At 33.3% G+C, this 20,005-nt stretch carries 22 protein-coding genes and 1 tRNA gene; 16 read left to right on the forward strand and 7 right to left on the reverse strand.

All coding sequences use genetic code 11. The features are described from left to right. The first annotated feature begins 22 nt into the window (after positions 1-22). Complete coding sequence (locus Q0912_RS05255; RefSeq protein WP_299112739.1) at positions 23-1,369, forward strand: hypothetical protein; 1,347 nt, start codon at positions 23-25, stop codon at positions 1,367-1,369. 205 nt (positions 1,370-1,574) lie between these two features. Continuing rightward, on the forward strand, positions 1,575-2,513 hold the full coding sequence (locus Q0912_RS05260) for a LysR substrate-binding domain-containing protein (RefSeq protein ID WP_299112741.1): 939 nt from the start codon (positions 1,575-1,577) through the stop codon (positions 2,511-2,513). A 43-nt stretch (positions 2,514-2,556) separates the two neighbouring features. On the opposite strand, the gene Q0912_RS05265 is transcribed toward Q0912_RS05260, so the two are convergent. From Q0912_RS05265 to Q0912_RS05285, 5 genes are all read right to left on the reverse strand, one after another. Continuing rightward, positions 2,557-3,588, reverse strand: coding sequence for a transporter (locus tag Q0912_RS05265; protein WP_299112743.1), 1,032 nt, complete (start codon positions 3,586-3,588; stop codon positions 2,557-2,559). A 94-nt stretch (positions 3,589-3,682) separates the two neighbouring features. After that, positions 3,683-4,066: a hypothetical protein gene (locus Q0912_RS05270; protein ID WP_299112745.1), complete on the reverse strand. Its 384-nt coding sequence runs from the start codon at positions 4,064-4,066 to the stop codon at positions 3,683-3,685. Positions 4,067-4,155: 89 nt separating this feature from the next. After that, positions 4,156-4,353, reverse strand: coding sequence for a hypothetical protein (locus tag Q0912_RS05275; RefSeq protein WP_008270989.1), 198 nt, complete (start codon positions 4,351-4,353; stop codon positions 4,156-4,158). A 216-nt stretch (positions 4,354-4,569) separates the two neighbouring features. After that, the gene (locus tag Q0912_RS05280; protein ID WP_299112748.1) at positions 4,570-5,397 is read right to left on the reverse strand and encodes a TIGR00266 family protein; all 828 of its coding nucleotides are present in this window, start codon (positions 5,395-5,397) and stop codon (positions 4,570-4,572) included. Positions 5,398-5,506: 109 nt separating this feature from the next. Beyond that, complete coding sequence (locus tag Q0912_RS05285) at positions 5,507-5,959, reverse strand: DUF4442 domain-containing protein (protein ID WP_299112750.1); 453 nt, start codon at positions 5,957-5,959, stop codon at positions 5,507-5,509. Between the two features lie 146 nt (positions 5,960-6,105). Here Q0912_RS05285 and Q0912_RS05290 point away from each other — a divergent pair, with 146 nt between their 5' ends. The 6 genes from Q0912_RS05290 to Q0912_RS05315 all read left to right on the forward strand — a co-directional run bounded on the left by Q0912_RS05290 (position 6,106) and on the right by Q0912_RS05315 (position 11,438). Continuing rightward, complete coding sequence (locus tag Q0912_RS05290) at positions 6,106-6,552, forward strand: DUF4870 domain-containing protein (protein ID WP_299112752.1); 447 nt, start codon at positions 6,106-6,108, stop codon at positions 6,550-6,552. 66 nt (positions 6,553-6,618) lie between these two features. Next, the gene (locus tag Q0912_RS05295) at positions 6,619-6,960 is read left to right on the forward strand and encodes a PadR family transcriptional regulator (RefSeq protein WP_073081563.1); all 342 of its coding nucleotides are present in this window, start codon (positions 6,619-6,621) and stop codon (positions 6,958-6,960) included. Beyond that, positions 6,957-8,732, forward strand: coding sequence for a PspC domain-containing protein (locus tag Q0912_RS05300; RefSeq protein ID WP_299112755.1), 1,776 nt, complete (start codon positions 6,957-6,959; stop codon positions 8,730-8,732). Before Q0912_RS05295 ends, Q0912_RS05300 begins: the two co-directional genes overlap by 4 nt. 85 nt (positions 8,733-8,817) lie before the next feature. Further along, on the forward strand, positions 8,818-9,618 hold the full coding sequence (locus Q0912_RS05305; protein ID WP_299112757.1) for a DUF4440 domain-containing protein: 801 nt from the start codon (positions 8,818-8,820) through the stop codon (positions 9,616-9,618). Positions 9,619-9,699: 81 nt separating this feature from the next. Continuing rightward, positions 9,700-10,422: a head GIN domain-containing protein gene (locus Q0912_RS05310; protein ID WP_299112759.1), complete on the forward strand. Its 723-nt coding sequence runs from the start codon at positions 9,700-9,702 to the stop codon at positions 10,420-10,422. Positions 10,423-10,607: 185 nt separating this feature from the next. Next, positions 10,608-11,438 carry a DUF2807 domain-containing protein gene (locus Q0912_RS05315; RefSeq protein WP_299112761.1) on the forward strand — a complete coding sequence of 277 codons (831 nt, stop codon included), beginning with the start codon at positions 10,608-10,610 and terminating at the stop codon, positions 11,436-11,438. Between the two features lie 73 nt (positions 11,439-11,511). Here Q0912_RS05315 and trxB read toward each other — a convergent pair whose 3' ends face one another. Then, complete coding sequence (trxB, locus tag Q0912_RS05320; RefSeq protein ID WP_299112763.1) at positions 11,512-12,495, reverse strand: thioredoxin-disulfide reductase; 984 nt, start codon at positions 12,493-12,495, stop codon at positions 11,512-11,514. 159 nt (positions 12,496-12,654) lie between these two features. On the opposite strand from trxB, the gene Q0912_RS05325 reads away from it, so the two are divergent. Continuing rightward, positions 12,655-13,134, forward strand: coding sequence for a hypothetical protein (locus tag Q0912_RS05325; RefSeq protein ID WP_299112765.1), 480 nt, complete (start codon positions 12,655-12,657; stop codon positions 13,132-13,134). Between the two features lie 30 nt (positions 13,135-13,164). Here Q0912_RS05325 and Q0912_RS05330 read toward each other — a convergent pair. Then, positions 13,165-13,239, reverse strand: a tRNA-Pro gene (locus Q0912_RS05330). Positions 13,240-13,337: 98 nt separating this feature from the next. Here Q0912_RS05330 and Q0912_RS05335 point away from each other — a divergent pair. From Q0912_RS05335 to scpA, 7 genes are read left to right on the forward strand one after another with little or no spacing between them, the layout of a single operon-like run. Continuing rightward, the gene (locus Q0912_RS05335) at positions 13,338-14,438 is read left to right on the forward strand and encodes a PQQ-dependent sugar dehydrogenase (protein ID WP_299112767.1); all 1,101 of its coding nucleotides are present in this window, start codon (positions 13,338-13,340) and stop codon (positions 14,436-14,438) included. Continuing rightward, positions 14,435-14,881 carry a cytochrome c gene (locus Q0912_RS05340; protein WP_299112768.1) on the forward strand — a complete coding sequence of 149 codons (447 nt, stop codon included), beginning with the start codon at positions 14,435-14,437 and terminating at the stop codon, positions 14,879-14,881. Before Q0912_RS05335 ends, Q0912_RS05340 begins: the two co-directional genes overlap by 4 nt. A gap of 58 nt (positions 14,882-14,939) precedes the next feature. Continuing rightward, positions 14,940-15,545, forward strand: coding sequence for a uridine kinase (gene udk / locus Q0912_RS05345; RefSeq protein WP_299112770.1), 606 nt, complete (start codon positions 14,940-14,942; stop codon positions 15,543-15,545). Continuing rightward, positions 15,545-15,871, forward strand: a complete 327-nt coding sequence (locus Q0912_RS05350; RefSeq protein WP_299112772.1) for a septum formation initiator family protein — start codon at positions 15,545-15,547, stop codon at positions 15,869-15,871. Before udk ends, Q0912_RS05350 begins: the two co-directional genes overlap by 1 nt. Then, complete coding sequence (locus Q0912_RS05355; RefSeq protein ID WP_299112774.1) at positions 15,864-17,237, forward strand: methylmalonyl-CoA mutase subunit beta; 1,374 nt, start codon at positions 15,864-15,866, stop codon at positions 17,235-17,237. Before Q0912_RS05350 ends, Q0912_RS05355 begins: the two co-directional genes overlap by 8 nt. 3 nt (positions 17,238-17,240) lie before the next feature. Next, the gene (locus Q0912_RS05360) at positions 17,241-17,885 is read left to right on the forward strand and encodes a hypothetical protein (protein ID WP_299112776.1); all 645 of its coding nucleotides are present in this window, start codon (positions 17,241-17,243) and stop codon (positions 17,883-17,885) included. Beyond that, the gene (gene scpA / locus Q0912_RS05365) at positions 17,882-20,005 is read left to right on the forward strand and encodes a methylmalonyl-CoA mutase (protein WP_299112778.1); all 2,124 of its coding nucleotides are present in this window, start codon (positions 17,882-17,884) and stop codon (positions 20,003-20,005) included. Before Q0912_RS05360 ends, scpA begins: the two co-directional genes overlap by 4 nt.

Consider the following 20,005-nt stretch of genomic DNA (forward strand, 5'->3'; position numbering starts at 1 on the left):
TAAACCTAAAAATTTATTTGAAATGAAAAATTTAAAGTTTGCATTCTTTAGCATGTTCATGGCATTATTCTTAGTAACAGCCTGTACCAATAACGAACCTGTAGGAGAAGACCCACAACAACAAACCGAGGAGAGTCAATCCATAACGACTTCTTTAGATCAGTTACGAACACAGTTTGATGCCAATGGAAATGTAACACAAACTGATAACCCTTCTGGGAATATTGTTTTAGATTTCTGTTTTGACTTTGTATACCCATTAACATTATCGTATAACAATGGAGCTACAGTGACTGTTGAAGATTTAGATGACTTAATTGATGTGATGTTAGCGTCAACAGATGAGTTGTATATCGATGGTATTGCATTTCCTTTTGATGTAGAAACATTTAATGATGATACCGATTCTATAGAAATAGAAACAATTAACGATGAGGAAGAATTCATTGACTTATTAGAAGATTGCGATTTTGATGAAGAATATGACGAATGTGAAGATGAATATGATCCAGTTTGTGTTGAAGTAACTGGACCAGACGGCGAAACTTTTATTGTAACGTATCCAAATGAATGCTATGCAGAATGTGACGGATTTGATGAGGATGATTTCTTAGATGATTGCGAAGATGATTACTATGTCGGTGGCTTTGAGTGCTTCTCTTTAAACTTTCCTATATCAGTAGTTACTGAAGATGGTGATGTCATAACTGTAAATTCTGAAGAAGAATTAGGAAATGCGCTTTACGATGTATATGTTTTTGATTTTGTTTATCCTTTTACAGTAACAGTTTATGAAGATGATGATGATGATGACGAAGAAGAAATTGTAACGATCAATAGTGCTGAGGATTTTGAAGATGTATTAGAAGATTGTTATGATGACTATTATGATGATGATGACTATGAATGTGAAGAATGTGAAGATGAGCCTGTAGATCCGGTTTGTATTGAATATACAACACCAGCAGGTGAAACTATAGTCACTGTTTTCCCAAATATGTGCTTTGCAGAATGTGAAGGATTTACTGAGGATGATGTTGTAGAATGTGATGATAATGTCGATAATTGTACAAATGAAGGAGTAGCAGAAATTTTAACTGAATGTCCTTGGGAGGTTGAATATTTTAATGGTGAATATGCCTACATATTTAATGAAGATGGAACATTTGAAGTTACTGCAGAAAATGGTATCATTACAACTGGCACATGGTCTGTTGTAGAAGGAAATACTGGATATCCAACAGTAATTTTAGATGCTACTTCAGGAAATTTTGACGATGAATGGGCTTTTATTGATTGCTACTTTGACGAATTAATAGTGCAAAGTTTAAATGACAATGATGCTGAGATTGAAATTGAATGTAATTAATAAAGTCAATAAATTGATTAAAGACTTTTAAAATAATAGAGTTATAGAAATTAATATTGATTTTTAATAGCTTGCCCCTAAAAACCTTCAGAGTAATTCTGAAGGTTTTTTTATTTAAATTACATTAAAAGTTCAAAATAGTTTATTAATAAATTATAGTTTTTATAAATAGTTTTTTGTAATTTTATAGTCTAAATCAATCACAATGACAATTACACAACTCAAATACGCTCTAGCTATCGCAGAGCATCAAAATTTTACTAAGGCTGCAGAAAAGTGTTTTGTAACACAACCCACACTTAGTACGCAAATACAGAAATTAGAAGACGAACTTGACGTTATCATCTTTGATAGAGGAAAAAAACCTATAGAACTTACTGATGTTGGGAGAAAGATAGTATTTCAGGCAAGAAATATCGTTAATGAAGCCGAGCGCATTCAAGATATAGTAGATCAACAAAAAGGTTTTATTGGAGGAGAATTTCGTTTAGGTATTATACCAACTATAATGCCTACACTTTTACCTATGTTCTTAAAAAACTTTATAAAAACATACCCTAAAGTAAAACTAAAAATTGAAGAACTTACCACAGAAGAAATCCTAACAAGAATAAGAGATGGTCATTTAGATGCTGCTATAGCGGCTACACCTCTTGAAAGTGAAAATATTAAAGAACGCGTATTATATTACGAGCCTTTTGTTGCATATATACCAGATAATCACAGACTAAAAGATGAAAAAACCATTGAGGTTGCCGATCTACAGATTGAAGATATGCTCCTTCTAGAAGATGGTCATTGTTTTAGAGATGGAGTCATCAATCTTTGTAAAACTTTTAAGGACCAAATTGATGATAATTTTCAGTTAGAAAGTGGTAGCATAGAAACCTTAATTAAATTATCTAATGAGGGGATGGGAATGACACTTCTTCCATATTTACATACCTTAGACATAAAAGAAAAGTTAAACCCAAATCTTAGACATTTTGCAGAGCCTTCACCTGCAAGAGAAGTGAGCATTATTTTTCATAAAAGTGAATTGAAAATGCAGATTATTGATGCGTTACATAATTCAATATCGGGCATTATACGTGGGGCAATAGCATTTAGTAATGTTGAGATTATAAGTCCATTACCTAAATAAAAAATCCCTCAATTGAGGGATTTTTCATAATTATATGCCATAATTAAAATGCGTACTGTAATCCAACAGTAACTGTTTCTTTTGTTTTTAATTGTACAGCATTAACATCTTGTACTAAAGGTGTTGCAAACTCAAAGCCTAGCCTTAAGTCCTTTAACACACCTTTTGGAGCATAAAGGTTAAAACCTAATCCAGAGTTTACAAATGTTCCACCTGAGTTATCTGTATCCGCAGTTATCACCATATTTGGATTTAATTCTGGATTGTCTCCATCAATTTCTCCAACAATAACTCCTTCTATTCTCGCTGAAAAACTCAACCAACCCGTAGCTTTAATAGCTAACCAATTATTAAGCGTATAGCGATTTCCCAGACGATAGTCATTGTCGTTTTTTCCTAATCTAAAAATGCCTCGTAATTGAGAACCAAAGGAGAATAAATCTCCTTGCGATAGATATGTTAAGGCAATCTCGGGATCAAAAGTACCACTACCTATTTGCATAGGATAAGGTAAAATAACATCCTCCCCATTAGAAGCAGGGGTTACATCTTCATTTTCGATTGAACCTGTAGGAATTGACAAACCTAATTGTCCATGTAACTGCTGTTTGTTTTTATTAAAAAAGCGATACAACGTTGATACTTTTGTATCTCCAAAACCTCTAGATTCAGTTGTAAATCTTCCACCCATTCCTGTAAGATGGTCCATTTCCATACTCAAATAGCTTAACATGGCCATTAATGTTATCTTATCACTAGTCGCATACATAGCCCCAAGCATATGCATGCTCATTGGCATACGTGTTGGAGTTACCATATAATCACCCCCATTAGGCACTAAGACATCTGCAAAATCTTCATCACTATCACCTCTGCGTAAATCTTCCATGTTCATATACATATAGCGATAAGAGAACATCCAACCTCCTTTGTTATGCATATGATCACCCATTACAGAAATAGGTGCGTGACCATCTGGTCGCTTACTTTTCCAATGTTCTAAACTTTCTTCCTTTTCTTGTGCATATAGCACTAATGTTGCCATAAGTATTATGGCAATTATATAATTTTTCATTTTAAGATTTTAATACTGTTATTAAAGTATAGACATAGAGAGGTATGGCATTTAGTCATTTACGCTATGCCTTACTTTAAAATTGAAATGTTAATTAAGCCAAAAGGCTTATCAAAAAAATGGAAGTATACCTTGGAGGGTGAAAACAATTATATAAAAAAGTGGATTTTAAATTCGATTGGTACTTCCAGTTGTTTAAACCATCTATTGGAGAATTACCTTTTAGTATATCTTGAGCGGTAATTTGAAAATACAATGGGTAGAACGCTTCGTAAACTAAACTAATACTAGACTTTTCAATGGATGTATTATTATCTACAATTTGAAGCTGTTTGGCAAGATGGCATTTCCCATTACACTGAAGTTCTGGTTTGTCTTTGTTTACACAATAAGCTTCGATGATATAATCAATATTCAATTGATAATAAAGGACGTTACCGACATAGTAAATCGGACGTATAGCAAATGATAAAAGCAATATGAAAACGACTAGCTTTTTCAGCTTTAAAAATTTTATGCAAAGATAAGTTTAGGAATTAAAAAAAGCGACTAAAACGTCGCTTTTCTTTATGCTTTTAAATAGATTAAACATTGATTTAATTCTGGGTTTTGATTGATTAGGGACTGAATAAATATTCTTAATTCTTCTAGTTCGTGAGGCAGTAAACGCTTTACTGCTTTTTGCACTTCCTTACAGAATAATGTCGCATCAAAACTAACCTTGCTAAGTACAGTTTTTGTGTACTCATACATTGCTCTCGCCATAGGTAATTTTAAGTTTAAGGTTTAAAAAAAAGTAATTTTCTCTATAGGCTATTGTTTCAATTCTGAATTAAAGTTAGAAAAAAAACATGTAAAAATTAAAAAACATATAAAGTTTAACAGCATATTATGTTAAAAGTTTATAATTACTCGATTACAATACAACATTATAAAAGTAAATTCTCACAAGCCAACACACTGATTTACTTATATTTAAAACTAAAACCGATTGTCTCCATCCAACAAATCACCTAAACCTCCAAGTATACTCCCTTCTCCTTTAGAGCTACCTCCAGACTTAGGGGCAGATGCCAATATACGATCCGCTAATCTACTAAATGGTAAAGATTGTATATATACTTTACCTGGTCCACGTAATCTTGCAAAGAACAAGCCTTCGCCTCCAAAAATGGAATTTTTAATACCTCCCACAAATTCAATATCATAATCTACTCCTTGTGTAAAACCCACAAGACAACCAGTGTCTACCCTAAGCGTTTCACCAGCTTGCAATGTCTTTTCAGCCATAGTGCCACCTGCGTGAACAAATGCCATACCATCACCTTCTAGTTTTTGCATGATGAAGCCTTCACCACCAAAAAGTCCTCTTCCAAGTTTTTTAGAAAACTCAATACCTACACTTACTCCTTTAGCCGCACATAGAAAAGCATCTTTTTGGCAAATAAACTTGCCTCTAAATTCGTTAAGATCAATAGGAATAATTTTACCAGGATACGGAGAGGCAAAAGATACATTTCGTTTTCCTGTAAGGTCATTATAGAAAGCTGTCATAAATAAGCTTTCACCAGTTAATATACGCTTACCTGCACCTAATATCTTACCAAAAAAGCCTTTGTCTTTTTGAGAACCATCACCAAATATGGTATCCATTTTTATACCATCGTCCATCATCATAAAACTACCCGACTCCGCAATTACTGCTTCTTGTGGATCTAATTCTATTTCTACATATTGCATTTCTTCACCGTAAATGCGATAATCTATTTCGTGAGCATTTCTATCTGTAAAATCTGGTAATTTTTCCATTGTTAAGTATTTAAATGTTTTTGATTAATTCGTTTATTGGTTGGATAAAACTAACTTTTGTTACATAAAGTTATTATTAAAACATTACCGCGCATAGCTAGTAATAATTTTATTTAACTTTCAAAGTCCATTCAAAATTAAAAGAAGACACTTGTACTCCATCACTATTTATACCGTTTGAATTTAACCAAACTGTTTGTCCTTTGCCAGTTTCAATAGCTCTAGTAATAGCTTCATCTATTTTTGAGCCTTCATCACATTTAAAAGTAATTCTTCCTGTAGCTTTTTTTGTAAAAGAAGCATTATTATTTGCGACAAGCATAGATATCCTTTTACCGCTTTCTCTAATCTTTTTAATTACTAAAGCACCAGTAGTTAATTCAGCAGCCATACCTTGCACTGCCCAAAACATAGAATTAAATGGATTTTGGTTTATCCAACGATGTTTTACAGAAACTACACAAGTGGTATCATTAATTTGTTTTGTTCTCACACCCGTAAAATAAGCTGCTGGCAATTTAAACATTAGAAATGTATTGAGCTTAGATGGTGATATCTTCATACTAAATAATTATAATTTTCACTAAAATAATTGAAATATTTCATCCTGACTAATGTTAAAAAAATGTTAATTTTTAGTACTATGTGTAACATAATACCTTCCAAAAGACATATATTTGTATAAGCAACTATTATATACTTTTAAAAATGGTAGACAATCATCATAAAAATTTAGCGACATTTATACATCTTTCGACGTTTTCAAGATTTATAATTCCGTTTGGCAACTTTATTGGTCCAATAGTATTATGGGCAGCTAACAAGGATAAATCAGAATTTGTAGATCAACATGGTAAACAGGCTATAAATTTTCAAATTAGTGTTTTACTCTATGCAATTATTATAGGCACCATTAGTGTTCCATTTTTTATTTTTAAATTATTTGATGGTATGGATGTTATAAACTTTCATGGCTTTAATAATTTTCATATAAATGTAGGAGAGCCTTCTCCTTTACTCTATATAGGTGGCGGACTTGGGGCTCTGGCTATTATAGCTTTTATAGTAGAATTAGCGCTTATCGTAAGAGCAAGTTTATCTGCTAGAGATGGAAATATATACAAATATCCATTAACCATTAATTTCTTAAAATAAATCAAAGTATTCATCAATAATCAATCAAAAAATGAACAGTTTAATCGAATTTAAGACACTAATAATATGAAGATAGAAAACACAAAAGCACAAATGCGTAAAGGAGTGCTGGAATATTGCATCTTATCCATCTTAAAAGATGAAGATGCCTATGTTGCAGAAATTCTGGGCACACTAAAAGACGCAAAAATGCTTGTTGTAGAAGGAACCATATATCCACTATTAACAAGATTAAAGAATGCTGGGTTACTCAATTATCGTTGGGAAGAATCCACATCCGGGCCACCAAGAAAATATTATGGTCTTACCGAAACAGGTAAACTGTTTCTTAAAGAGTTAAACACTACTTGGAGTGAATTACAAAATGCAGTTAACCTAGTAACAAGTACAAAAACAACAAAAAAATGAATAAAACAGTCAATATAAATTTAGCAGGTATATTCTTCCATATAGACGAAGATGCATATCTTAAATTATCACGCTATCTTGAGGCTATAAAACGTTCATTTACAGACTCTCAAGGTCGTTCAGAAATTATAGCAGACATAGAAGCGCGTATCGCAGAGTTATTCTCTGAGCGTATACAAAATGAAAAACAAGTTGTAGGTATTAAATTAGTTGATGAAGTCATCACCATAATGGGACAACCAGAAGACTACCTGGTTGATGATGAAATCTTTGAAGATGAGCCACGAACTAAAAAATCTTACGATTCTAGACCTACAAAAAAACTATATAGAGATACAGATAATTCATATATAGGTGGTGTAGCAGCAGGACTAAGTCATTACTTCGGTATAGAATCCATTTGGATGCGACTCATTTGGTTATTATTGGCAATCGGATCTGGTGGTACATTTGTATTTATATATCTTATCTTTTGGGCTCTGGTACCAGAAGCCAGAACTACAGCTGAAAAACTGACTATGACAGGTGATCCTGTTAACATCAGTAGCATTGAAAAAAAAATTAAAGACGGCATTGATTCAGTATCAGAAACTGTAAAAAATGTTGATTTTAAAAAACACGGAGACAAGCTAAAAGAAGGCTTTGACAATGTTTCAGATAACATCTCAGAAACCGTAAAAAGTGTTGATTTTCAAAAACAAGGTAATCGTATAAAATCGAGCTCACAAACGTTTTTCGATTCTATTGGAAACATTATGATGTTTTTCCTTAAAGTTATCGCTAAGTTCATTGGAATTATATTAATTATAGTTGGTATTAGTACTCTACTAAGTTTAATTGTAGCATTCTTTACTGTTGGAGTTACTGATGTTGTTTATTTTCCTGGAATGGATTTCATAGACGCAGCAAATGCCGCAGACATACCTAAATGGCTAATGTCTATGTTATTATTCTTTGCCATAGGAATACCTTTCTTTTTTGTATTCTATCTGGGATTAAAAATTCTGGTAAATAACTTAAAATCTATAGGTAATGTAGCAAAATTCACCTTATTAGGCCTATGGCTAATGGCAATTATTGGGTTGGTGATTATAGGAGTTAAGCAAGCAACCGAACATGCTTTTGATGCCAAAACTACTATAAAAGAACAATTAAACATCAAAGAAAATGACACCTTAAAGCTAAGCATGTCTAGTGATACTTACAACGACTACTATTACAGACGAAACAACTATTATAAATTAATAGAAGATGAAAATGGTCGTATTATTAAGTCTACTGATATAAGACTTGTGGTTAGGTCTACCAAAGATTCACTGGCATCGATTGTATTAGAAAAACAAGCACGAGGCAGTAGCTATAATGCAGCAAAATCGAGAGCGCAGAATATCAATTACAATTATAAGTTAAGCAATGGTAAACTTTTGTTAGATCCTTATTTAACAACAGATATTGAAAATAAGTTTAGTGATCAAGAAATCTTAGTGATGCTTTATTTACCAGAAGGCACAGTTCTTTATGCAGATGATAATACATATAGTTTTCATAGAAACTCAAGCTATTTCAATGATATTTTAGATAATGGCATGGAAGAACATTACCTAAGAATAATTGAAGATGATACTGAATGTCTGGATTGTGAAGAGAAATTAAATGAAAATGAAGATAATTTTGAAACCTCAGTAGAAAAATTGTCGTCTAATGAAGAAAAGCCAGAGGTTAGCCTCAAAATAGACGAGGATGGTGTAGATTTAGAAGTCAACGACAATTGAAGCCTAAAAAATGACAGTTCAGTAAAATTAAATTTATATCAATCAAAAACCTACAGACATTTGTAGTGTATTTATCAATCAAAAAATGAATCAATCAATCAAATTATTTTTGCTATGCAGTATCGGATTCCTTATGGCTTCTGGTATTGCATCAGCACAAATAGACAAAAAATCCGAACTTTTCAATACGCTTAAAGCTAAAGATAGTATTCTTTTTAAAATTGGATTTAACAAATGTGAAGTTGAAAAAAGTGCGGCATTAATGTCTAATGATTTAGAATTCTACCACGATAAAGGTGGTATCACAAATTCTAAAGAGGAATTTGTAAAAACAATGAGGAATGGGATTTGTAGAGAAAACAATCCTGAAAAAATTTATAGGTTTCTTGTTGAAGAAAGTTTAGAAGTATTTCCGATGTACAATAATGGAAAATTATACGGAGCATTACAAAACGGTAAGCATTTTTTTTCACCAGATAAAAACATGACCTATGATAAGACTAACAACTATGCTTTGTTTTCGCATTTATGGATTATTGAAAATGATAAATGGAAGCTTAAACGTGTTATAAGTTATAATCATGTAGCAAAGGAGATTAATAATGATACTGTTAAGTATTCTGTATCCGAAGATATTTTAGAAACTTATTCAGGGAAATACATGACAAAAACTGGTAAAGCAACAATTTCTGTAAAGAATAATACTTTGCAACTTCATGCAGGTGAAATGGTAGTTCTACTAAATCCCATATCAGAAAATATATTTGCGCATCCTAAAGCACCATTAACTTTTGAATTTGCAAAGAATATCAAAGGAGAAATAATTAAAATGGTTGTTAGAGAAAACGGTAACATTGCTGAAGAAGTAAAAAAAATAAAACATTAAATATCAATCAAAAATAAATCATCCTGAAACGGTTATACTGAGCACAGTAAAGATAGGTTTCAGATTAAAACGTTAAAAATCATGAGTACATTAGTAAGAGTAATAGTAACAAGTATTATAAGTATCCTTATGCTTTCCTGCAATTTTCCACTTGGAACAGGAATAGATGGTAATAGAAATGTAGTAACCCAAGACAGAACTATTTCAAACGACTTTGAGTCCATCAAAGTGAGTCAAGGTTTAGATCTTTACATTACGCAAAGTAATGATGTTGCACTTAATATTGAAGCCGATGAAAACCTACACGAGCTTATAATGACCGAAGTAGAAGACGGAGTATTACGTATCTATACTACAGAAAACATTAGAAGAGCAGCTTCAAGAAAAATTAACCTTAGTATTTCTAATATTTCAGCTATTAAAGCGACAAGCGGTAGTGACGTATTTTCAACAAATACTATAGAAGTTGATGACTTAGAGCTAAATACTACTAGTGGTGCAGATATGAAATTAGATGTAAAAACCGAAACATTAAATGTTCACTCTACAAGCGGAAGCGATATAAGACTTAGCGGAACTACCACTATGTTAATTGCAGAGGCAACAAGTGGTAGCGATATCGAAGCATCAAATTTAAAAGCCGAAACCTCTAAAGTAAAAGCGACGAGTGGTGCAGATATTTCCGTTAACACATCTAAAGAACTAATAGCTAGAGCTACAAGTGGCGCAGACATTAGATATTCTGGAAGTCCAGAAAAAATAGATAAATCCGATAGTTCTTCAGGTAGCGTTAGAGGAAATTAAACACATACTGACTTATTATAAACATGTTTATTTATAGCACATAAACAACTTATAACCAATCAATTATAAACCGTTTTAAATTCTTTATGGAGTTTGGGACGGTTTTTGTATATCTTTGTTTAATAGCTTTAAAAGTGACATTATCATTGATTTGTGTCTTATTAATAGCGAAATAAACAAAATACATGAAAAAATTATTACTTATTCTAATGGTATTTATGGTTGTAGTACCAACTATAATAGCACAAGAGAAAATAAAGGGTGATAGAAATGTAACCATTAAGCAAACGTATATTGATGATTTTGAATCGATAGTTGTCGATGGAGATTTTTCTATTGAAATTGTCTACAATAGTAAACCTTCTGTAAATGTTGAAGCCGATGATAACCTACATGAAGTTATACAGTTTGATGTCGTTGATGGCGTTCTCACATTTGTAGAGACTATGCGTATCACTTCAAAAAAGAAACTAAATATTACGGTAAATTATGGTGATGCCTTAAAGCATATTGAAACCAAAGGCGATGGAGAAATTAGGTCACTAACTTCAATGGAGCTTGGTGATGCTACTTTAACCACCTCAGGTAACTCAAGAGCGTATTTAAATATTAGAGCAAAGAATTTTTTGTATAAAAGCTCGGGGAAATCAAAAACACGATTAAATTTAACTGCAGATTCTACTAAAGTTGAGCTTAGTGATAATAGTAAACTAGACGCTTTAATAAATAGTACAGTTGCAGACTTTGACTTGTACTTACGCTCTGATGCCGTAATTGAAGGTCAAGCAAATAATGCCATAATTCGATTAGACAACTCAACTAATTTTAACAGTCCTAGGTTTGATGTTAAATCTGTAGATGCCATTTTAGAAGATAATAGTGATCTAACAATTGCCTCAACTGAAAGTATTACAATAGCAGCTTCTGGTGATAGTGAAATTTATTTATATGGAAATCCGGCAATTACCATCACTAAGTTTGAAGATACTGCAAAACTACAGAAAAAGAAGCGCTAATCAAGGTCTAAAAATCAATAACTAAAAAAGCCGAAGTTTCTCACTTCGGCTTTTTTATTCTTTTATATCCTAATTAATTATAAGTAGATGTTGCTACTTCAAAATCAGCATCTTTAGCTGCCAAATAACGTTCGGCATCTAAGGCTGCCATACAACCTGTTCCTGCTGCAGTAATAGCTTGTCTATAAACATGATCTGCAGCATCACCACTTACAAATACACCTTCAACATTAGTTTTACTAGTACCTGGCTCAGCGTTAATAATATAACCTGTTTCGTCTAAATCTAAATAATCCCTAAATATATCTGTATTTGGTTTGTGACCAATAGCAACAAAAAATCCTGTAGCAAGAATCTCATGTTTCTCATTAGTTAGGTTGTTAAACACTCTAACTCCAGTAACTACTTGACCATCACCTAAAACTTCTTCGGTCTCAGTATTATATAAAATTTCTATGTTCTCGGTATTTTTAACACGATTAGCCATAATCTTAGATGCTCTAAACTCATCACGTCTTACCAACATAGTAACCTTCTTACAAAGTTTAGATAAATAATGTGCTTCTTCACAAGCTGAATCTCCAGCTCCTACAATAACAACTTCTTGATTTCTGTAAAAGAACCCATCACAAACTGCACATGCAGAAACACCACCTCCGAGCTTCAAGTATTTTTGCTCAGATGGTAATCCCAAATATTTTGCAGATGCTCCTGTAGAGATGATTATTGTAGATGCATGTATCTCGGTTTCACCATTAACCCAAACTTTATGTATATCACCAGAGAAATCTACCTTAGTAATCCAACCATGGCGCACATCTGTACCAAAACGTTCGGCTTGCTTTTGCAGCTGAATCATCATTTCCGGACCAGTAATACCATCTGGGTATCCAGGGAAATTTTCAACATCATTAGTTGTTGTTAATTGACCACCAGGTTGCTCCCCTTGGTAAAGCACAGGAGCCATGTTAGCTCTGGAAGCATATATAGCAGCAGTATAACCTGCAGGTCCCGAACCTATTATTAAACATTTTACGTTTTCAATTGTATCTGACATATCTTGCATTTTATTACATAACAAAAGTAGGTTTTTTGGTTAAATCCTTACACAGAAGTTATCAACACTTGTTATCGTATCATAAAGATTCTTAATTACTTCATTTTCTCAATTTAATTTCTTAATTTTTAGGTGTTTAATGGCAAAATCTAACCTGTTATGAAATCTAAAACCTTAATCTTAAGCATAATATTGTCACTTACGTTTTCGTGTAAAGACAAACCAAAAAGTAATGTTGACACTCCAGAAGTAAACACAACGCTAGAAGAACTTAATAACAATCTAAAAGGGACCTGGGAACTTACTGGATTTTATAATTATAAGGATAATGTTATTGTGGATTCTTTTAAAATGAATCCCGAATTTAGACAACTCAAAATGTATACAGACACCAAAGTGATGTGGTGTAAGCATAGACCCGCAGACTCTTCAGAGTGGTTTGGCTATGGTACATATAACTATAATGGTAATAAGCTTACTGAAATCTTAGATTTTGGCTCAACCGTAATGGATGAAGTCATTGCAGAAAATAAAGAATTTACATTTGAATTATCCTTGTCAACCAATAAATTTCAACAAATAGAACTTGATGAAGATGGCAATAGAATCTACTCTGAGAACTATGTGAGGGTGGAATAAAAAAAGCTCAGTAAAAACTGAGCTTTTTTGTCGGGGTGGCAGGATTCGAACCTGCGACCTCCGCGTCCCAAACGCGGCGCGATAACCGGGCTACGCTACACCCCGAAATGGTTATCATTTTAGGATTGCAAATATAGAGTTTTTCTTTACAATCCAACAACATTTTTTTAACTTTAAAAATTGGTTCATTATCCTTTTTAATCATGAAATTAAAACTTCCTATTCTCGGGCTAATCCTTATAAGTATATTGACTTGTGCTCAAGACAAAAACCCAATCAATACCAAAAATGGTTATGAAATTGCAGTACCGAATTTAGATATTCCGTGGGCTTTTACATTCCTTCCAGATGGTTCAATGTTAATAAATGAAAAAGCGGGTCAACTTATTCATTTTAAAAACGACAAGAAGATTCAAATTTCTGGATTACCCGAAATATACGTTAGAGGTCAGGGTGGATTGATGGACATAACACTCCATCCAAATTACAAAGATAATGGCTGGATTTATTTTTCATATGCATCTTCAAAAGGTGAAGGGTCTGGAGGAAACACCACTATCGCAAGGGCCAAATTAAAAGATAATACCCTAATAAATGTTGAAGTACTATATAAAGCTGAACCAAATTCCAGAAGAGGTCAACATTTTGGATCACGAATAGTTTTCGATAAAGATGGTTATCTGTTTTTTACCATTGGTGATCGCGGAGATAGAGATACAAACCCACAAGACCTCACTAGAGATTGTGGCAAAGTATATCGTCTCAATACTGATGGGTCTATACCAGATGATAATCCTTTCTCAAATAGATCGAACGTAAAAAAAGCGATTTACTCATATGGTCATCGCAACCCTCAAGGCATGGCGCTTCATCCTAAAACAGGAAACATTTGGACGCATGAGCACGGACCAAAAGGTGGGGATGAAATTAATATTATCGAAGCTGGCAAAAATTATGGCTGGCCAGTTATAAGCTATGGCGTAAACTACAGCGGAACAAAGTTTACAGAAATTACAGAAAAAGAAGGCATGGAACAACCTATTCATTATTGGACACCTTCCATTGCACCAAGTGGAATGGCATTTATTAATAGTGATAAATACGATAATTGGAATGGTAACCTTTTGGTAGGATCACTAAAATTTCAATATCTAGATATGTGCACTTTAGAAGGTAATAAGGTGATAAAGGAAGAGCGTTTGTTAAATGGATTGGGAAGAGTAAGATGTGTCGAACAAGGCCCTGATGGTTATATTTATGTTGGTATTGAGAATTTAGGAATTGTAAAACTCATAAAAAAATGATAAAAGCATCTAAATATATATTACTGTTAGTAATAATAGTATCATGCAATTCAAAAGAAAAAACAACTAATAGCGTTGACTATCCAGAAAAAACATCATTAACCCAGTTCTCTCCAGAATTAAAAAAAAGTATGGAACGTGGCAAATTAGTTTATGATGATATGTGCATCACATGCCATATGAACAATGGCAAAGGTGTGACAAAAGCCTTTCCACCATTGGCAGATTCTGACTATTTAAGAGAAAATCAAAATGAAAGTATTTTAGGAATTAAAAACGGAATGTCTGGAGAAATAATCGTCAATGATATAACTTACAATAGTGTTATGACACCTCTTGGGCTTTCTAATGAGGAAGTTGCAGATGTAATGAATTACATCAACAACAGTTGGGGGAATAAGATAGATAACTTTGTAACCTCAGAAAAAGTTTCAGAATTATAGGTTAGCAATGTGCTTAAATAATTAAATTTGTGAGACGCAACTAAATCAAAATTAAAATATGCTCATTATAGGAATTGCTGGTGGAACAGGATGTGGTAAAACAACGGTAGTCAATACCATTCTAAACGAATTACCAGAAGGCGAAGTTGGCGTAATTTCCCAAGATTCTTACTATAAAGACACCTCTCACCTTAGCTACGAAGAGCGAGTAAAAATCAATTTTGACCATCCGCGCTCTATAGACTTTGAATTGTTAGAGCAGCACCTCAAAGAGCTTAAAAAAGGAAACTCCATAGACCAACCTATTTATTCCTTTGTAAAACATAATAGAACAGGAGATACCATTTCTACAAAACCAAGAAAGGTTATGATTGTAGAAGGTATTTTAATTCTTACAAATCCAGAAATCAGGGAACTCTTTGATATCAAAATATTTGTTCATGCCGACTCAGATGAGCGATTAATTCGTCGACTAAAACGTGATATTTCTGAACGCGGAAGAGATATTGATGAAGTACTTACAAGATATCAGAACACTTTAAAACCTATGCATCATCAGTTCATAGAACCCATGAAAGAATATGCCGATATCATTATTCCAAACAATAAATACAACACAGTTGCTGTAGACATCGTTAAAACTATAATCAACGAACGTTTATAATGGGAATTTTTGACAACAAATACCTTAAACCTTTCAAGAATATATACCTTATCGTATTTATTGTATTTGCCATTTGGATGTTGTTTTTTGATGCGCATTCCCTAATATTTCATCACGAGTTAAATTCTGACATCGAAGAATTAGAATATCAAAAAGAGCATTACAAAAATGAAATGACAAAAGACAACAAAGCCATTAAGGAATTAAGTACAGAAGAAGGCGTTGAGCGTACAGCGCGCGAAACTTACAATATGAAAAAGTCCAACGAAGATATTTTTATAATTGAATACGAAGATAGCATAGCCAAACAAAAACAAGATGAGTAAATCTTTATTTAGCGAATTTGAAAGGGTATCTGCAAAAGCCTGGAAACAAAAAATACAAGTCGACTTAAAAGGTGCAGATTATAACGATACCTTAATCTGGAAAACTAATGAGGGCATAGATGTACGACCATTTTATCATTCTGATGAATTTGATGCATCACCCAAAATTTCTGCAAGTGAAGGTAAATTATGGAAGATATGTCAAATCATTGACGTAACTGATGTTGAAAAAGCCAATAAAAAAGCTATTGATGCTATTGAGCGAGGCGCTGAACACATTACGTTTGTTATTCATTCTAAGGACATACAAATGAAATTCCTAATGCAAGATATTAACTTTGCAAAAATTGATGTTAGCCTTAAAATGATGTTTTTATCAGCTGACTTTGTAAGTCAAAATGAAGTTAAACATACTCTTGGCTCAAAATTATTATTAGAAATTGATATTATACATCATTTAGTAGCTTCAGGAAATTGGTACACCAATCTAAAAGAAGACCACCAACACTGGGAAAAGATTGTAAAAAGCTCTGGACAATTACATATCAATTTACAAACGTATCAAAATGCAGGTGCTAACATTGTACAACAATTAGCCTATGCATTAGCACATACTAATGAGTATTTAAACCATTTAGAGAACTTCTTAAACACTGAAGACAAAGAGGATCTTATAACTGTGTTTCATGTCTCAGTAGGAAGCAATTATTTCTTTGAAATCTCAAAATTAAGAGCATTACGTTTACTATGGAAAACTTTAGCTCCAGAATTTGACCTCAACGGAGATTGTATAATTGTAGCTACCCCAAGTAAGCGTAATAAGACGATTTACGATTATAACGTGAATATGCTGCGTACCACCACAGAATGCATGAGCGCTGTTTTAGGAGGAGCAAATGTAGTTTCAAATTTACCTTACGACAATCTTTACCATAAACCCAATGAATTTGGAGATCGCATATCTCGAAATCAATTATTGGTTCTTAAAAAGGAAAGTTATTTTGACAAGGTAAATAACCCAGCAGATGGAGCCTATTACATTGAAAATTTAACACAACAATTAGCAGAAAAAGCTTTAAATCTTTTTAAAGATATCGAAGCAAATGGTGGTTTTTTAAACCAGTTAAAAGAAGGCACAATTCAACGAAAAATAAAAGAAAGTGCAGCTAAAGAACAAGCTGATTTCGATGCTGGAATATTAGTACTTTTAGGCACAAACAGACATCCAAATCCTGCTGATAAAATGAAAAATGAGTTAGAAATTAATCCATTTGTCAAAAAAGAAAAGCGCAAAACAATAATTGAACCAATTATTGAAAAAAGATTATCTGAAAAATTGGAAATCAATAGATTAAACAATGAATAAAGTATGGTATTGAGAAAATCTATAGTAACTTTTTTATGCATTATCTGCATTCTTTTCGCGTCATGTATAGAAGTGGTAAAAGAGATTTCTAATTGGACACAATCTGAAGATATAAATAATATCGAAGGCAATACACATTACCTGGGAGATGATGGTATAAAATTATTTCTTCCAAGCAGTTTTAAGCAATATACATCAGTTGAATATATTTCATTAATAGATTCTTTGATTACGGATAATAAAGAATTAGAAATTGAACGCGCAAGATTTAGAAACATCAGAGAAATGGAAGGGAACCATTACATCTTTTTTGACCATTCTATCAGTGCAACTTACACTATCAATGTTCTTCCACACACACCTATCTCTCGTCAAGATGCCAAATATTTATTAGGTATTATTAGACAAAATCAGGAAGAATTATCAAATAAAACAGATTTAGGTTATACCAAAATTACAGCTAAACATAATGATAATGGCAGAACCCAAGTCTTTAAAGCCATATTTAAGATTGAGAATCAAAAACTAAACCAACAAGCTTTTCAGCATGCTTACTTTATTTCTTCAAAACAGAAAACAGTATTAATAAACCTTATGGCACCCTTTGAAGTCAATTTTGATCCGTTTTTAGAAAAAATGAAATTATGAGTCGAAAAAATGTTCAACATATTACTATAACGCAAAAACCTAAAAAGCAAAAACCAAAAGGTAATAGTCATTTTCAAACTGCTGAAGATATTACTGTGAAATCCACCTATTCAAAAGATGATGCTTCAGACCTTGAACATTTAGATTTTGTTGCTGGCATTGCACCAAACCTTCGTGGCCCATACTCAACCATGTATGTACGAAGGCCTTGGACCATTAGACAGTACGCTGGCTTCTCTACAGCCGAAGAAAGTAACGCCTTTTACAGACGTAATTTAGCCGCTGGTCAAAAAGGCCTATCTGTTGCATTCGATTTAGCAACACACAGAGGTTATGACTCGGATCATGAGCGTGTTGTCGGTGATGTAGGTAAAGCTGGAGTTGCTATTGATTCAATTGAGGATATGAAAATCCTTTTTGATCAAATTCCATTAGATAAAATGTCTGTGTCAATGACTATGAATGGGGCAGTACTTCCAATTATGGCATTTTATATTGTAGCTGCTGAAGAGCAAGGAGTAAAGCCCGAACAATTAGCTGGCACAATTCAAAATGATATTTTAAAAGAGTTTATGGTGCGTAATACCTACATTTACCCACCTACTCCATCTATGAAAATTATTTCAGATATTTTTGAATACACAAGTAAACACATGCCGCGATTCAATAGTATCAGTATTTCTGGTTATCATATGCAAGAAGCAGGAGCCACATGTGATATTGAATTAGCATACACACTTGCCGATGGACTAGAATATATTAGAAAAGGGCTTGAAGCTGGTATGGATATCGACACCTTTGCCCCTCGCCTATCTTTTTTCTGGGCAATTGGCATGAATCACTTTATGGAAATAGCTAAAATGCGTGCAGCTCGCATGTTATGGGCTAAATTGGTGAAACAATTCAATCCAAAAAACCCTAAATCTTTAGCTTTAAGAACCCACTGCCAAACCTCTGGTTGGAGTTTAACCGAACAAGACCCATTTAACAATGTTGCCAGAACCTGTATTGAAGCTGCTGCCGCTGCTTTTGGTGGCACACAAAGTTTACATACCAATGCCCTAGATGAAGCTATTGCCTTACCTACAGATTTTTCAGCGCGTATAGCTCGTAATACGCAAATCTATCTGCAACAAGAAACCCATATTACTAAAACGGTTGATCCATGGGCTGGCAGTTATTATGTAGAAAATTTAACAAATGATATCGCTCAAAAAGCATGGCAACTTATTGAAGAAGTTGAAGAACTTGGAGGTATGACTAAAGCCATTGAAGCTGGTATCCCTAAATTAAGAATTGAAGAAGCTGCTGCACGTAAACAAGCACGAATCGATTCTGGACAAGATATCATCGTTGGAGTTAATAAATATCAACTCAAAGAAGAAGACCCACTACATATTTTAGAGGTAGACAACCAAACCGTAAGACATCAACAGATAGAGCGCTTAAACAAAATAAAGTCTACTCGTAATAATGAAGATGTTACCTCAGCACTATTAAAATTGACAGAAGCTGCTAAGACAGGTGAAAATAATTTATTAGCTTTAGCAGTAGATGCAGCACGTAAACGTGCAACCTTAGGTGAAATCAGCGATGCATTAGAAGTCGAATTTGGTCGCTATAAAGCGCAAATAAAATCATTTAGCGGAGTGTACAGCAAAGAAATAAAAGACGATAAAAGCTTTCAGAAAGCAAGAGACTTAGCAGATCAATTTGCGGAACAAGATGGTAGACGCCCACGTATAATGATTGCCAAAATGGGACAAGATGGTCATGACAGAGGTGCAAAAGTTGTTGCTACTGGTTATGCTGATGTTGGTTTTGATGTAGATATAGGTCCATTATTTCAAACACCAAAAGAAGCGGCAAAACAAGCTGTAGAAAATGATGTACATATTTTAGGTGTATCCTCACTTGCAGCTGGCCATAAAACTTTAGTCCCACAAGTCATTGAGCAATTAAAAGCCTATGGCAGAGATGATATTATGGTTATTGTTGGCGGAGTTATTCCAAAACAAGACTACCAATACTTATTTGATGCTGGTGCCGTTGCCGTTTTTGGGCCTGGCACTAAGATCAGTGATGCAGCTATTCAGATTTTAGAAATCTTAATAGATTGA

Origin of the sequence: uncultured Winogradskyella sp. (assembly GCF_947498345.1) — a bacterium.
Taxonomy (GTDB): Bacteria; Bacteroidota; Bacteroidia; order Flavobacteriales; family Flavobacteriaceae; genus Winogradskyella.

Excerpts from the sequence above, each read along its gene's own strand:
- Q0912_RS05325 (WP_299112765.1), top strand. The coding sequence starts at position 12,655 with ATGAAATCTAAAACCTTAATCTTAAGCATAATATTGTCACTTACGTTT.
- Q0912_RS05285 (WP_299112750.1), bottom strand. The coding sequence starts at position 5,959 with ATGAAGATATCACCATCTAAGCTCAATACATTTCTAATGTTTAAATTG.
- Q0912_RS05265 (WP_299112743.1), bottom strand. The coding sequence starts at position 3,588 with ATGAAAAATTATATAATTGCCATAATACTTATGGCAACATTAGTGCTA.
- Q0912_RS05255 (WP_299112739.1), top strand. The coding sequence starts at position 23 with ATGAAAAATTTAAAGTTTGCATTCTTTAGCATGTTCATGGCATTATTC.
- trxB (WP_299112763.1), bottom strand. The coding sequence starts at position 12,495 with ATGTCAGATACAATTGAAAACGTAAAATGTTTAATAATAGGTTCGGGA.
- Q0912_RS05350 (WP_299112772.1), top strand. The coding sequence starts at position 15,545 with ATGGGAATTTTTGACAACAAATACCTTAAACCTTTCAAGAATATATAC.
- Q0912_RS05280 (WP_299112748.1), bottom strand. The coding sequence starts at position 5,397 with ATGGAAAAATTACCAGATTTTACAGATAGAAATGCTCACGAAATAGAT.
- Q0912_RS05355 (WP_299112774.1), top strand. The coding sequence starts at position 15,864 with ATGAGTAAATCTTTATTTAGCGAATTTGAAAGGGTATCTGCAAAAGCC.
- Q0912_RS05340 (WP_299112768.1), top strand. The coding sequence starts at position 14,435 with ATGATAAAAGCATCTAAATATATATTACTGTTAGTAATAATAGTATCA.
- udk (WP_299112770.1), top strand. The coding sequence starts at position 14,940 with ATGCTCATTATAGGAATTGCTGGTGGAACAGGATGTGGTAAAACAACG.
- scpA (WP_299112778.1), top strand. The coding sequence starts at position 17,882 with ATGAGTCGAAAAAATGTTCAACATATTACTATAACGCAAAAACCTAAA.
- Q0912_RS05305 (WP_299112757.1), top strand. The coding sequence starts at position 8,818 with ATGAATCAATCAATCAAATTATTTTTGCTATGCAGTATCGGATTCCTT.
- Q0912_RS05300 (WP_299112755.1), top strand. The coding sequence starts at position 6,957 with ATGAATAAAACAGTCAATATAAATTTAGCAGGTATATTCTTCCATATA.
- Q0912_RS05260 (WP_299112741.1), top strand. The coding sequence starts at position 1,575 with ATGACAATTACACAACTCAAATACGCTCTAGCTATCGCAGAGCATCAA.
- Q0912_RS05360 (WP_299112776.1), top strand. The coding sequence starts at position 17,241 with ATGGTATTGAGAAAATCTATAGTAACTTTTTTATGCATTATCTGCATT.
- Q0912_RS05315 (WP_299112761.1), top strand. The coding sequence starts at position 10,608 with ATGAAAAAATTATTACTTATTCTAATGGTATTTATGGTTGTAGTACCA.
- Q0912_RS05310 (WP_299112759.1), top strand. The coding sequence starts at position 9,700 with ATGAGTACATTAGTAAGAGTAATAGTAACAAGTATTATAAGTATCCTT.
- Q0912_RS05290 (WP_299112752.1), top strand. The coding sequence starts at position 6,106 with ATGGTAGACAATCATCATAAAAATTTAGCGACATTTATACATCTTTCG.
- Q0912_RS05275 (WP_008270989.1), bottom strand. The coding sequence starts at position 4,353 with ATGGCGAGAGCAATGTATGAGTACACAAAAACTGTACTTAGCAAGGTT.
- Q0912_RS05335 (WP_299112767.1), top strand. The coding sequence starts at position 13,338 with ATGAAATTAAAACTTCCTATTCTCGGGCTAATCCTTATAAGTATATTG.
- Q0912_RS05295 (WP_073081563.1), top strand. The coding sequence starts at position 6,619 with ATGAAGATAGAAAACACAAAAGCACAAATGCGTAAAGGAGTGCTGGAA.